This is a genomic window from Candidatus Planktophila sp. (assembly GCF_040402315.1).
Taxonomy (GTDB): Bacteria; Actinomycetota; Actinomycetes; order Nanopelagicales; family Nanopelagicaceae; genus Planktophila.
The window spans coordinates 32,595-46,242 of the sequence record NZ_JBBAMU010000005.1 but is presented as its reverse complement, the minus strand read 5'-3'; the positions used below and the strand labels follow the sequence as shown (position 1 = coordinate 46,242).

At 48.8% G+C, this 13,648-nt stretch carries 14 protein-coding genes; 1 reads left to right on the top strand and 13 read right to left on the bottom strand.

Annotation, left to right across the window (positions count from 1 at the left end; translation table 11 throughout):
* Window position 1 precedes the first annotated feature (1 nt).
* Genes coaBC through pyrR form a run of 11 tightly spaced genes read right to left on the bottom strand, consistent with a single transcriptional unit; the run spans window position 2 to window position 12,020 of the window.
* Window positions 2-1,186 (bottom strand): bifunctional phosphopantothenoylcysteine decarboxylase/phosphopantothenate--cysteine ligase CoaBC, encoded by a 1,185-nt coding sequence (gene coaBC / locus AC9UEP_RS01960; RefSeq protein WP_509543531.1) that lies wholly within the window; start codon window positions 1,184-1,186, stop codon window positions 2-4.
* A gap of 17 nt (window positions 1,187-1,203) precedes the next feature.
* Window positions 1,204-1,464, bottom strand: a complete 261-nt coding sequence (gene rpoZ / locus AC9UEP_RS01955) for a DNA-directed RNA polymerase subunit omega (RefSeq protein WP_017955438.1) — start codon at window positions 1,462-1,464, stop codon at window positions 1,204-1,206.
* A gap of 33 nt (window positions 1,465-1,497) precedes the next feature.
* The gene (gmk, locus tag AC9UEP_RS01950; protein ID WP_509543529.1) at window positions 1,498-2,370 is read right to left on the bottom strand and encodes a guanylate kinase; all 873 of its coding nucleotides are present in this window, start codon (window positions 2,368-2,370) and stop codon (window positions 1,498-1,500) included.
* A gap of 9 nt (window positions 2,371-2,379) precedes the next feature.
* A complete protein-coding gene (pyrF, locus tag AC9UEP_RS01945) occupies window positions 2,380-3,081 on the bottom strand; it encodes an orotidine-5'-phosphate decarboxylase (RefSeq protein WP_509543527.1) in 702 nt (233 codons plus the stop codon).
* The gene (locus AC9UEP_RS01940) at window positions 3,078-4,001 is read right to left on the bottom strand and encodes a dihydroorotate dehydrogenase (RefSeq protein WP_509543569.1); all 924 of its coding nucleotides are present in this window, start codon (window positions 3,999-4,001) and stop codon (window positions 3,078-3,080) included. The genes pyrF and AC9UEP_RS01940 overlap by 4 nt, the downstream gene beginning before the upstream one ends.
* A gap of 14 nt (window positions 4,002-4,015) precedes the next feature.
* Window positions 4,016-4,864 carry a dihydroorotate dehydrogenase electron transfer subunit gene (locus AC9UEP_RS01935; protein WP_509543525.1) on the bottom strand — a complete coding sequence of 283 codons (849 nt, stop codon included), beginning with the start codon at window positions 4,862-4,864 and terminating at the stop codon, window positions 4,016-4,018.
* Window positions 4,864-8,130, bottom strand: coding sequence for a carbamoyl-phosphate synthase large subunit (carB, locus tag AC9UEP_RS01930; RefSeq protein WP_509543523.1), 3,267 nt, complete (start codon window positions 8,128-8,130; stop codon window positions 4,864-4,866). The genes AC9UEP_RS01935 and carB overlap by 1 nt, the downstream gene beginning before the upstream one ends.
* Window positions 8,130-9,257 carry a glutamine-hydrolyzing carbamoyl-phosphate synthase small subunit gene (gene carA / locus AC9UEP_RS01925; protein ID WP_509543522.1) on the bottom strand — a complete coding sequence of 376 codons (1,128 nt, stop codon included), beginning with the start codon at window positions 9,255-9,257 and terminating at the stop codon, window positions 8,130-8,132. The genes carB and carA overlap by 1 nt, the downstream gene beginning before the upstream one ends.
* Window positions 9,257-10,543 (bottom strand): dihydroorotase, encoded by a 1,287-nt coding sequence (locus AC9UEP_RS01920; RefSeq protein ID WP_509543521.1) that lies wholly within the window; start codon window positions 10,541-10,543, stop codon window positions 9,257-9,259. Before AC9UEP_RS01920 ends, carA begins: the two co-directional genes overlap by 1 nt.
* 2 nt (window positions 10,544-10,545) lie before the next feature.
* Window positions 10,546-11,487, bottom strand: coding sequence for an aspartate carbamoyltransferase catalytic subunit (locus AC9UEP_RS01915; RefSeq protein WP_509543520.1), 942 nt, complete (start codon window positions 11,485-11,487; stop codon window positions 10,546-10,548).
* The gene (gene pyrR / locus AC9UEP_RS01910) at window positions 11,487-12,020 is read right to left on the bottom strand and encodes a bifunctional pyr operon transcriptional regulator/uracil phosphoribosyltransferase PyrR (RefSeq protein WP_509543519.1); all 534 of its coding nucleotides are present in this window, start codon (window positions 12,018-12,020) and stop codon (window positions 11,487-11,489) included. Before pyrR ends, AC9UEP_RS01915 begins: the two co-directional genes overlap by 1 nt.
* Before the next feature lie 123 nt (window positions 12,021-12,143).
* Between pyrR and AC9UEP_RS01905 the strand changes: the two genes are divergently transcribed.
* On the top strand, window positions 12,144-12,638 hold the full coding sequence (locus tag AC9UEP_RS01905; RefSeq protein ID WP_509543518.1) for a helix-turn-helix domain-containing protein: 495 nt from the start codon (window positions 12,144-12,146) through the stop codon (window positions 12,636-12,638).
* Here AC9UEP_RS01905 and nusB read toward each other — a convergent pair whose 3' ends face one another.
* A complete protein-coding gene (gene nusB / locus AC9UEP_RS01900) occupies window positions 12,639-13,061 on the bottom strand; it encodes a transcription antitermination factor NusB (protein WP_509543517.1) in 423 nt (140 codons plus the stop codon).
* Window positions 13,061-13,621 (bottom strand): elongation factor P, encoded by a 561-nt coding sequence (gene efp / locus AC9UEP_RS01895; RefSeq protein ID WP_509543515.1) that lies wholly within the window; start codon window positions 13,619-13,621, stop codon window positions 13,061-13,063. The genes nusB and efp overlap by 1 nt, the downstream gene beginning before the upstream one ends.
* Between the last annotated feature and the right edge of the window lie 27 nt (window positions 13,622-13,648).

Here is a 13,648-nt window from a genome sequence, read left to right as displayed (position 1 = left end):
TCTAACCTAACTGATTAAGGGCATGGTCGAGTAGTTCTTGGGCAAGCGTGTCCTTGGTGGTCTTGCCCACTTTATAACTCGCCCCACCGCTGGTGAAAATCTCCCCAAAAGTCGTCTCGCTATTGAAGATATCTCCCCCAGAAATATCGTTGAGATAGAGGATATCGGCTCCCTTAGCTAGCATTTTTCGTTGTGCTGCAGTTGCATCATGGGAAGTTTCGGCGGCGAATGCGACCACTATCTGCTTCACCTTAACCTCTTGAAGACTCTTGAGAATATCTACATTCTCAGTCAACTTGATACTAGATAGTGAATCTTTCTTAATTTTCGAATCTTGCACATGCTCAGGCCGGGCATCAGCAACTGCTGCTGCCATTACCAGGACATCACATAGAGTAAATTCTTGATGCAATACATCGTGCATCTCGGACGCAGTCTCCACATGAATAGTTCTGACACCTTCGATATCTGGCAGTGACGCATTTGCCGATACAAGTACGACATCAGCCCCTCGTCGAAGCGCTTGAAGTGCAACGGCGTAACCCTGCTTTCCTGAAGATTGGTTTCCAATAAATCGGATGGGATCGATAGGTTCGCGCGTTCCACCCGCACTGACCAGAACTTTCTTTCCTAAGTAATCTGATTTCACCTGAGTTACTTCCGAGAAAGCTTGGAGAATCTTTACCGTGTCTGGAAATCTTCCCTGGCCAACATCACCGCTTGTAAGTGCGCCGACAACCGGATTTAGGACGCGAAACCCACGCTCTCGCAAAACGAGCACATTTGCAGTTGTTGCTTTATCACTCCACATATTCGGATGCATCGCCGGGACAATCAGAACCGGAACATCTGCGGCAAGAATGACATTAGTCAGAAGATCATCGGCTCGACCCGCAGCTATCCTTGCGATCAGGTCGGCGGTTGCTGGGGCGATGATGATGAAATCAGCCTTCTTAGCTAATGAGACGTGACGAACTTCCGCTACGTTTTCAAACACTTCGGTGGTGACAGCGCGGCCAGAGAGAGCTTCCCATGTTGCTGCGCCTACGAAGTTTAAACTCGAAGGGGTGGGAACGACGGTAACGAGAAAACCAATATCTTGCAGGCGGCGAAGCAAATCACAGGACTTATAGGCAGCTATTCCACCACCAACACCGAGAATTACTTCGCGGCCATGTCCTTGCATAACTATTTTGGAGCTAATTAAGCAGTTGGCTCAAGATTTTCGATTGTCAGCAAACCTTCGTTAATTTCACGAAGTGCAATCGAAAGTGGCTTCTCGTGGACGTGAGTGTCTACAAGTGGACCAACATACTCAAGCAGGCCCTCGCCTAGCTGTGAATAGTAAGCATTGATCTGACGGGCACGCTTTGCCGCATAGAGAACGAGTGAGTACTTTGAACCTGCTTTATCTAGGAGCTCATCGATTGGTGGATTAGTGATTCCGTCCATGTGTGCACTCATCTGTGTACTCCTTAAAAAGTGATATTCGCCGAACTAGGCAGATGCTAATTCTATCAGGCTTGCAACCACCTTCTCGACCTCATCATTTACTAGGACTTTATCGAAGAAAGAGGCTGCAGCTAGCTCTTCCTGCGCCAAAGCCAGTCGGGAGGCTCTGCGCTCTGCGCTATCTGTGCCTCGACTTTCTAGCCTTGAAACCAATTCCTCCCAGCTAGGGGGTTCAAGGAAGACGAGTACTGACTCTGGAATCTTTTCCTTTACCTGCTTGGCACCCTCGATCTCTATCTCGAGCAGAACGCTGTGACCTGCATTCAGAGCCTGATCAACTGGTAATCGTGGTGTTCCATAACGAGCTCCAGCAAACTCGGCCCATTCTAGAAAATAATTTGCGTCTATTGCAGCATCGAATTCGAATCCACTTAGGTAGTGATAGTCGACGCCTGCTACTTCATTAAACCTCGCCGGACGAGTTGTTGCGGAGACAATAACGACGAAATCAGATGCTTCACGTAACTTCTTGGCAACGGTGCTCTTGCCTACTCCTCCGGGACCAGAGAGAACAATCAGCTTTCCTCTGCGAAGTGGTGTTGGCAATTCAAATTCCTTTAGTAGGGCTGCTCGCTGGTAGCGTCCTAGACCTTGAATCCGACGAGTGCTGGAGATTTCAAGTTTTTCGAGTAACGCCTTGCCGCGAATTTTACCCACACCACTCTTTGATTCAACCATTTCTAGAACACGCATCTTGGCGATTACTTCATTGCTCTGAGCTAAAGAGATAACCTCAGCAATAGTCAATTCTCCACTTTTTATCCGAGATTTCACCTCTGAGCGCTCTTGTCTGGAAGCTTTCGCCTTCGCCAGCGCGTTAATACGCTCGGCGGGAGTCAGTTGCGGCGGCGTACCCATGTTTTTAACTTACTGCAGAATAACTTCTGCGATTGCGCGAGCAGCAGAGGTCATAGCCTGCGCGCCTTGTGCCCACGCCTGCGTGATAGGACGTCCAATAACTACATAGCTAGCTCCAGCGGCCATCGCTGCCCTAGGAGTCATGGTTCGCTTTTGATCATCGTTTCCGGAACTACCTGCGGGGCGAACTCCAGGTGTGATGATGTGAACATCATTTCCTACTGAAGATCGTATCGCTGCTATCTCAAGCGGTGAGCAGACAATGGCCCGAGCACCAGCTGCCACAGACATCTTTGCGAGTGAAACCGCACTCTCCAGTGCGTTATTTGCGAATCCTATTTGAAAGAGATCCGCTTCAGATAGTGAGGTGAGAATAGTTACAGCCGTGACGTCTGTGGAAGGGAGAGCTTGCACCGCCGCGTCAATCATCGCTCGACCGCCAGCAGCGTGAACGGTGAGAAATCTTGGTTGCAATGATTGAACAGCGGATGCGGCAGCTCCCACTGTGTGCGGGATATCGTGAAGTTTTAGATCCAGGAAGATGTCTGCATCCGTTACGTCTTTCATACGCGCTACACCGTCATGACCAAATGTGAGGAAAAATTCAAGACCCAGTTTATAAACACTCACATAGTCCTGGGTTGCTTCAATCCAGCGTTGTGCGGTATCCAAATCAGGAGTGTCTACCGCAAGTACAACCGGTGCCTTCATAGCGTCTCTTCTCGATGTGCATACCCAATTGCTTGTTGCACAGTAGCAAAACCACGCGCTGCCAATAGTTCACGAAGCTCGTTTTGAATAGAAATTAGCGCAGTAGGGTTACCGAAACTCGCAGTTCCTACCGAGATCCCTGAGGCACCAGCCAGAATGAGTTCAAGTGCGTCCCGACCCGTGGCAACGCCACCCATACCCAAAATCGGGATGTGAGGTAAGGATGCATGCACTTGAAAGATAGCTCGCACTGCAATCGGTCTAATCGCTGGGCCAGATAGGCCCCCGGTTTTCCCACCTAGCTGAGGTTTCATGGTGTCGAGATTTATCACCATGCCGAGAACGGTATTAATCAGGGCTAGTGCATCAGCGCCAGCATCCACTACACCTTTTGCAATCTCTGCCAGATTAGTCACATCGGGTGATAACTTGGCAATGATGGGTAGTTCGCCCCCGATAGTCTTTCGTACTCCGTCAATAACACGCCGAGAAGCATCGGGATCGCAGGCGAAGACCAAGCCTCGATTTTCAACGTTCGGACAAGAAATATTTACTTCTACTGCGCTAATTCCGGCGGCAGATCTCAGTTTACGAGCGAGCGTCGAATACTCCTCAATTGTCTCCCCTGCTATCGAAACAATAACTCGCGCTTTTTGTTCAATGAGCCAAGGTAAATCATGGGCGAGAAAGGCATCAATTCCCGGCCCTTGCAGCCCGATTGAGTTAAGCATTCCCGATGGTGTCTCGGCCATGCGCGGAGTTGGGCGACCATGCCGTGGTTTTGCCATCACTGATTTAGTAACGATTGCTCCCACATCTTTTAGCGCAAAAAATTGCGACAACTCTTTACCGCTACTGGCGCAACCGCTCGCCGTAAAAATCGGCGTGGGAAACCATGCATTACCCAGGGTTGTGGACATATCTACCGGAATGCTCACTGATGTGCCTCCGGAATACGTCCTACTAGATCCCATTGAACATGAGCACCATCCATGACTGGACCATCAATGCACGAACGCAGCATTGAGGTTGAGCCATCCTCGTTTCGAACCGGCAGGACACAAGTCATGCAAATTCCAATACCACAGGCCATGGCTTCTTCAACCGCGCATTGATGAATTACTTCAGTCTGAGCTACCAGTTCAGTTATTGCACGCAGCATCCCCATGGGACCACATGAGTAGATCACATCGATACTTCGATTCGAGATGATCTCTAACAGCGATTCTGTAACTCGCCCCATTTCACCCATAGACCCATCTTCGGTATAAATCTTAAGAGAATTGACAGAACGCTTGCCTTCCATGGGTGCATAGATCTTTGAACCAATACTGGCACCTAGCAACATATCAACCTTGCATCCGCGATTCTTCAGCACATCTGCTAACCCAAATAGTGGAGCCGATCCATATCCGCCACCAACGAGGAGAGCATTTATCGGTTCCGTCGGTATTCCAAATGATGTTCCAAGCGGAGCAACAATGTCGAGCTCCGATCCTTCAGGTTGCGCACATAACCACTTTGAGCCTGAACCATGTGGAGCAACGATCAGTTCCATCGTTCCACCATATTGGCTGTTATCGGAGACTCGCGAAATTGCAAAGGCGCGACGCAAAATCATTCGAGAGCTATCTCCACCAACATTGATTGCAGCGAAGTTTCCAGGTCGACAACTTTTAACGATATCTCCAACGTGAATCAGTATCTGGTGATAGGCACCAACTCTTTTATTGGAAAATATTGTCGCAACTTGTTGAACCGCGCTCTTATTAATCGTGCTCATTATTTACCAAGCCAATCTTGAATGGGCTTAACCGGCATAGCCCCTGCCTGGATCGCTTTGATGCCTTCAACGGCGGCGCTAAAGCCAGCTGTCGTCGTGATAATCGGAATCGACCTCTGAACGGAGGCGGTTCTAATGGCCCAGCCATCGGCGCGGGTTCCACGACCCACAGGGGTATTAATGACCAGATCAATATCACCACCGTTTAGCATCTCGACAATCGTCTTCTCACCCATCGGACCTGTTCCTTCAGAGTTCTTGCGTACCCGAACCACGGTAACTCCTGATTGTTCAAGTAACTTAGCCGTTCCATCTGTTGCCAGCAACCTGAAGCCTAACTCGGAGAGTTTACGTGCTGGTGCGATGCCAGAACTCTTATCTTTGTCAGCGAGTGAAATAAAAACTGTTCCCGATTTGGGTAACGGACCAAATGAGCTAATCTGTGACTTCGCATACGCTTCACCAAAATTATCCGCAATTCCCATTACTTCACCGGTAGAACGCATCTCCGGTCCGAGGATGGCATCTACTCCTCGCCCGTCGACTCGTCTAAATCGATTCCACGGTAGGACCGCCTCTTTCACGCTAATGCCTTTAGCTATAGCATCACCCGCAGCTGGCAACATGGATTCATCACGTAGTTGAGCGATGGTCCATCCCAGTGAGATTCGAGCAGCTGCCTTAGCAAGAGCAACACCAGTTGTTTTGCTCACGAAAGGCACCGTGCGAGAAGCGCGTGGATTTGCCTCAAGTACATATAAAACCTTCTCCGCCATAGCGAATTGAATATTGATTAAGCCCCGCACGCCAACACCTTGGGCAATCTTCAGCGTGGCCTCACGTATGGCTTTTCGCTGATCTTCACTGATAGTCATCGCAGGAAGAACGCAGGCGCTATCTCCTGAATGAATTCCTGCCTCTTCAATGTGTTCCATAATTCCACCTAAAAAGAGTTCATGGCCATCAAAAAGCGCGTCAACATCTAATTCAATTGCAGAATCAAGGAATCTATCAACTAAAACAGGGTGATCGGGAGTGATATCGGTAGCACGGGCAATAAAGGATGCTAGCGATTCATCGTCGTAGACAATCTCCATACCTCGCCCGCCAAGAACGAAACTGGGACGAACTAGAACTGGATACCCAATGCGTTGGGCAATAGAGAGCGCTTCTAATTGGGTAGCCGCCATTCCAAACTCTGGGGCGGTGAGACCTTGCTCTTCCAGCACCTGACCAAATGCACCACGCTCTTCCGCCAAATTTATAGCTTCTGGACTTGTTCCTAGAATTCTTACTCCAGCGGCTTTCAAGCCTGCAGCCAAACCAAGTGGAGTTTGACCGCCCAACTGCGTGATGACTCCCAGAACTGGTCCTGCGAGTGACTCAGCATGCACAACTTCTAGCACATCTTCTAACGTCAATGGTTCAAAGTAAAGCCGATCACTTGTGTCATAGTCGGTGGAAACCGTTTCCGGATTGCAATTGATCATGATTGTTTCAAAATCCGCCTCACGAAGAGTAAATGAAGCATGCACACAGGAATAGTCAAACTCAATCCCCTGACCAATGCGGTTGGGGCCACTACCCAAAATAATCACAGCAGGTTTGGTACGTGGGCGCACTTCCGTCTCTTCCTCATAACTTGAATAATGATACGGAGTGAAGGCTTCGAACTCTGCCGCGCAGGTATCAACAGTTTTATAAACTGGGCGAATATTTTCATGATAGCGAGCCTTGCGAACATCTTCCTCAGCTAGCCCTCGCAAGCGGGCGATTTGCAGATCGGAAAAGCCCATGCTTTTGGCCGAACGTAATACATCTGCGGTTAACTCCCCTGGCTCAGCTATTCGGGAAGCTTCTTGGTTGATTAATTCAATCTGGCGCAGGTACCAACGATCGATCTTCGTCGACGCATAAACTTCCTCGATAGAAGCTCCACACCACATGGCGAGTTGAACTTGTTGAATACGATACTCGGTTGGAATCTTCATCGATTCGAGTAAAGAACTCTTCTGAGCATCTGGAAAACTAATTGGGAAGGTGAAGGTTGCCTCTTTACGCTCCAAAGAGCGCAGCGCCTTCATCAGCGCCTCTGGGAAGGAACGACCTATGGCCATTGCTTCACCAACGCTCTTCATCGTTGTGGTCAAACGAGGATCAGCGTCTTGAAATTTCTCAAAGGCAAATCTCGGAGCTTTCACAACTATGTAGTCAAGGGTTGGCTCAAATGATGCAGGAGTTACTTGGGTGATGTCATTCTTAATTTCATCAAGGGTATAACCGATAGCTAGTTTCGTTGCGATCTTTGCAATCGGAAAGCCGGTCGCCTTGGAAGCCAGCGCACTTGAACGCGATACCCGTGGATTCATCTCAATCACAATAATGCGTCCGGTATCAGGGTTTACCGCAAATTGGATATTACAGCCGCCCGTGTCAACTCCTACTTCACGAATTATATCGATTGAGAGATTGCGAAGTCTTTGGTACTCAACATCAGTTAAGGTGAGTGCTGGTGCGACGGTAATTGAATCTCCGGTATGAACGCCCATAGGATCGATATTTTCAATGCTGCAGACAATCACTACGTTATCTGCTCTATCGCGCATAACTTCTAGCTCATACTCTTTCCAACCAATAATCGACTCTTCAATCAGAACTTCTGACGTTGGACTATGACGTAATCCGGCTCCGGCAATTTGTCGCAAAGTCGTCTCATCAAAGGCTATTCCTGAGCCTAGCCCTCCCATAGTAAAAGATGGTCGGAGGACAACCGGGTAATCCAGTACAGCAGCGGCCCCAATAACCTCATCCAAAGTGTGACAGATAATTGATTTCGCTGATTCTCCACCAATTTTTTCCACAATGGTTCTAAAGATTTCGCGATTTTCTCCGCGCTCAATAGCCGCGACATCTGCCCCGATTAGCTTCACATTGTATTTATCGAGTGTGCCAGCCTGAAATAAACCGATAGCTGCATTTAAAGCAGTCTGTCCCCCAAGGGTTGCTAGTACGGCATCTGGTCGTTCCTTAGCAATGATGCGCTCAATGAATTCAGGAGTAATGGGCTCTATATATGTTGCATCCGCAAATTCCGGATCGGTCATAATCGTTGCCGGATTGGAATTGACCAAGATGACTCGTAAACCCTCAGCTCTTAGAACTCTGCATGCTTGGGTTCCAGAATAATCAAACTCGCACGCTTGACCGATAACAATTGGGCCAGATCCAATTACCAATACACTCTTGATCGACTCATCGCGCGCCATTACTTGGAAGCCACCGTTCTTGGATACTTATTCATCGTGTCAACGAACTGATCAAATAGATAGGCGGCATCGTGTGGACCGGCAGCTGCTTCCGGGTGGTACTGAACGCTAAATGCTCCCCGTTCAAGGAGTTCAATACCCTCCACAACTCCGTCATTGAGACAAATATGAGTTACCCGACCAAGGCCGTAGACGGTAGAGAAACCTGAATCAGAAGGTGCCTTCAATGCAAAACCATGGTTGTGCGCTGTGATTTCAACCTTCCCGCTTCGCTTATCAAGGACTGGTTGATTAATTCCCCGATGACCAAACTGCAATTTATAGGTCTCAAAACCAAGAGCTCGACCAAGAATTTGATGTCCGAAACAGATTCCAAAGATTGCAATCTCCTCTAGCAGCAGATTGCGCACTAACTCAATTGTTTCAGTCATTGTTGCCGGGTCTCCAGGACCATTAGACAGAAATACTCCATCCGGATTGATAGCAAGAATTTCATCGAGTGTGACGTTATATGGCATGACATGTACTTCAATTCCACGCTGAGCCATCGCTCTTGGCGTTGCACCCTTTATCCCGAGATCGATTGCAGCCACCGTGTACTTCTTGACACCCTCTGCTGGCACCACATAAGTCTTTGGAGTTGAGACATCGGCGCAAAGATAAGAGCCAGTCATATCGGATTGCTTGCGAACTTCCACCACCATCTCTTCTCGAGAGAGCTCTGGGCCAGAGAAAATTCCAACTTTCATCGCACCTCGATCACGCAAGTGACGAGTAATGGCTCGGGTATCCACGCCCTGAATACCCACAATTCCTTGTTTAATCAATTCAGATTCAAGATCATTCTCACTTCGCCAATTACTGGTCACCGTCGATGGATTTCTAACCACGAATCCTGCCACCCAATATTTACTTGATTCATTATCAAGGGTATTCACACCAGTATTGCCGATATGCGGGGCTGTCATAACCACAATCTGCTTGTGATACGAAGGGTCAGTTAAAGTTTCTTGATAGCCAGTCATTCCTGTTTGAAAAACTGCTTCACCGAACGTTTTACCAGTTGCAGCCCATGATTGGCCCTGGAAAATTCGACCATCATCTAGGACGAAGAATGCTTGCGACACTACTTACCCCCATCGTATGTCAGACGTCCACCAAAGACTGTCGCCACAATTACACCAGGCAGCTCTAATCCGTGAAAGGGAGTATTGCGGCTTCTAGATAAAACTAGATCGCGATCCACACGGTAAGTTGCCGTTGGATTAATCACAGTCAAGTGCGCTTTTGCTCCCACTGAAATCTCTTGGCCGTGATCTTCATAGCGACCGATCTGTGCCGGAGCAATACTCATGCGAGTGGCAACCTGTTCCCAACTCATCAGCCCCGTCTGCACCATTGTCTGATTAACAATCGGAAGAGCGGTCTCCAGACCGAGCATCCCAAATGATGCATGCTGCCACTCGCATTCTTTGGTTTCGGTCGCGTGTGGAGCATGATCTGTTGCCACAATATCGATGATTCCTTCGGCAAGACCTTCCCGAAGAGCCATCACATCTGACTCGGTACGCAGCGGCGGATTAACTTTATATATTGCATCGTAGCTTCTGGCTAATTCATCGGTGAGTAATAAATGATGCGGAGTAACTTCAGCAGTGACTGATATCCCGCGCGACTTCGCCCAACGAATTATCTCAACCCCTCCTGCCGTTGTAACATGGCAGATGTGTAATCGTGCATGCAGGAAATCTGCCAGCAGAATATCTCTTGCGATGATTGCCTCTTCAGCTATTGCTGGCCAACCCTTTAACCCAAGTTGGGATGAAACGATTCCTTCGTTCATCTGTGCGCCATGTGTCAGTCGGGGTTCTTGCGCATGCTGTGCAATCACACCAGCAAAGCCCTTGACATACTCAAGTGCATGTCGCATGACCAGTGGATCTGAAACGCAATTACCGTCATCACTAAAGACTCGTACTCGCGCATCCGAGTTCGCCATCGCACCAATATCTGCCAGGTTTTCACCGGCAAGTCCCTGAGTCACCGCACCGACCGGAAAAACATCCACAATTCCCGCTTTTTGACCTAGGCGATAGACATGTTCGACAACGCTAGCGTTATCAGCTACCGGTGTGGTGTTAGCCATCGCACTGACCGCAACATAACCACCTTTGGCGCCAGCAAGGGAGCCTGAAAGAACTGTTTCAGCGCTCTCCTTACCGGGCTCACGTAGGTGAGTATGCAGATCAACCAGACCCGGGAGAATGATGCAATCTTTAGCATCAACGGTCTTTGCGCCTTCAGGCGCACTTGGCAGAGCACTTAATGAAGTAACAATCCCATCAGAGATACAGATATCAGCCCTGGTTCCGTTAGCCAATGTGCCATTTTTAATGAATAGTTTCTCGCTCATAGTCAGATCTCCAATTCCTGGGTGCCAGCAAGTAATAAGTACAAGATTGCCATTCTCACGCTGACGCCATTTTTCACTTGTTCGACAATCACTGAGCGCGCACTGTCGGCACTCTCAGCTGAAATTTCAAGGCCACGATTCATTGGACCCGGGTGCATGACAATAGCGTTTGCTCTCATTCGGGCCAGCCGATCTTTATCAAGTCCAAAGAATCTTGAGTATTCACCTGCATTGGGAAGATACATTTCAGTCATTCGCTCAATCTGCATACGCAACATGATTACTGCATCGACCTCGCCAATGACCGAGTCAAAGTCATAGGAGACTTCTGCTGGCCAGGACTGAACTCCGATGGGAAGAAGGGTTGGCGGTGCAACCAATACGACGCGTGCTCCGAGCATCGTGAGAAGCACGACATTGGAGCGAGCCACTCGTGAGTGCAAGATATCTCCCACAATTGCTATCCGAAGACCTGTCAAATCTTCATTCCCGCGCGCGCAATGTTTACGAATAGTAAAAGCGTCAAGCAGAGCCTGACTTGGGTGCTCGTGAGTCCCATCACCTGCGTTAATCACTGAGCCGGACATCCATTCACCCTTGGCTAAGGTATGGGCCGCACCTGAAGCGTTGTGTCTGATAATTACCGCATCGGCTCCCATCGCTTGCAAAGTTTGAGCTGTATCTTTAAGTGACTCACCTTTACTAAGACTGGAACCCTTGGCAGAGAAATTAATGACATCCGCGGAAAACCTCTTTGCTGCGGCCTCGAAAGAGATGCGGGTTCTGGTGGAATCCTCGGCGAAGAGATTTACGATTGTGCGGCCACGTAAGGTGGGCAACTTCTTCATCGGACCATCAGATGCCCGGGCAAGTGTCTCTGCTGTGTTTAAAATAGAGAGTGCATCGCTTTTGGTCAGATCGTTAACTGATAGTAAGTGGCGCATCATCCGGCTGCTTCTTCCAGTAGAACCTCATCAACACCATCAGTTTCACTCAAATGCACCTTGATAATCTGCTGTGGTGATGTCGGCAAATTCTTTCCAACGTAATCGGCCCTGATGGGCAGTTCACGGTGACCGCGATCAATCAAAACGGCTAGTTGTACTGTCCTTGGTCGCCCAACCTCACCGAGTGCATCAAGTGCTGCGCGAATTGTGCGGCCAGAGAAAAGTACGTCATCGATAAGAACTACGTTTCGGTTTTCGATACCTGAAGCTGGAATTCGAGTGGGAGCTAGCGCTCGCGGAGCCCGTAAGCGCAGATCATCTCGGTGCATGGTGATATCTAGAGTTCCACACTCAACTGCTTTACCCGAGATAGATTCAACAGCGGCGGCTATGCGAAGGGCCAAGTGGGAACCGCGAGTTGGAATTCCTAAGAGCGTAATCGTCTCGGAACCTAAGTTTCGTTCCAGAATTTCATGGGCAATACGAGTAATGGCGCGGGCAATATCTGGCGCGGGCAGGGCAACACTCATCTAAATCTCCTTCCCCGCCTCGCAGGACGGGTCGTTAAAGGATGCTGGGAAAGGATACCAGCACTTAAGGCACCCTGTGGATAGCCCTCAACTCAATGCCCTGCTTACCCATACTCTCACCGGGTGTACCAACAGCCCACGGTTAACGAGATAAATTCGACGCTACGTTCAATCAGACAATCAAAATCCCTATCACTTTCCGATGTTGAGAGCTTAAGTGAGGGGCGAATCAAAGCCGTCGTCTTGGGCTCATACGAACGAGGGGCACGATCTTTAAGCGTTAAGCGCGCACTGCAGATAGCCGCCCTCTACCAAGTTCCGATATCAGAGATATTCGGTCACCGGGAGAACGTGAGCAGGGCCAGCGAAGCAAAGATAATTCTTGATCTACGGCTTGTTAGTCACCGAGTTCAACAAGAAGGCCGGCACGACTTGGGAAGATACACAGCCCTTTTTCGTCTCTTGCAGAAGATAGTGAGAACTCGTCAAGATTGGAATGGTGAGGTCATCTCCTTGCGAGCCAGTGATATCGCAACCTTGGCCCTACTCTTTGACGAGAGCGAAGATGAGGTGGTGCGCTGGCTTGAGCAAGAAACGCTCTTGTTGAAAATACGTTAACTAGCGGGCGATACTTGCCTTAATCGTTGAAATTCTTCCCAAAACACCGTGAATGTAACCAGCTGACTCATCAGTGGAAAGATCTCTTGCGAGATTAAGCGCTTCATCAATTGCAACGCCGTCTTCCACGTCATCTGACCAAACAACTTCATAGATAGCTAGGCGCAGAATATTACGATCCACGGCAGGAAGACGATCCATATCCCAGCCCTGCGCGTACGTCGAAATCAATTCATCAATTTTTCTACGATTTTCAGTAATGCCACAAATTAGAGCTCTGGTGAAATCTCTAATAGGCCTTGCATCTGGCCCGTCATCCGGAACATCGCGGAGAAACAATAAATCAGCAGCCGATGAACCACGAATATCTGACTCGTAGAGTAAATCTAAAGTTTGTTTACGAGCTTTACTGCGAGCCGACACTAGTTAGCGCGACCCAAATAAGAGCCATCGCGGGTGTCAACAAGAACAACCTCGTCCTGCTTAATAAACAATGGGACCTGAATTTGAATTCCAGTCTCAACGGTGGCCGGCTTGGTTCCACCGGAAGAGCGATCACCTTGCAGACCTGGTTCGGTGTATGTGATTTTTAGTGGGACGGATGCCGCCAATTCAAGATAGAGCGGGTTACCTTCGTGGATCGCAACTATCGCCTCGGTATTTTCAAGCATGTAATTTGCCGCTTCACCCACGGTGCCAGCAGAAATAGTCATCTGGTCGAAATTCACATTATCCATAAATACGAAATCATCGCCCTCCTTATACAGGAAGTTCATCTCTCGCTTTTCCAGGATCGCGATTTCAATCTTCACTCCAGCGTTAAATGTCTTATCGACTACCTTTCCTGTCATCACCTGCTTAAGCTTTGTGCGAACGAATGCTGGGCCTTTGCCAGGCTTAACGTGCTGGAATTCAACCACAGTCCATAGCTGACCATCGATATCAAGTGTCATGCCATTTTTTAGATCATTTGTAGTTGCCACGATAACCCCAGTTCATGCCTTCGCCCA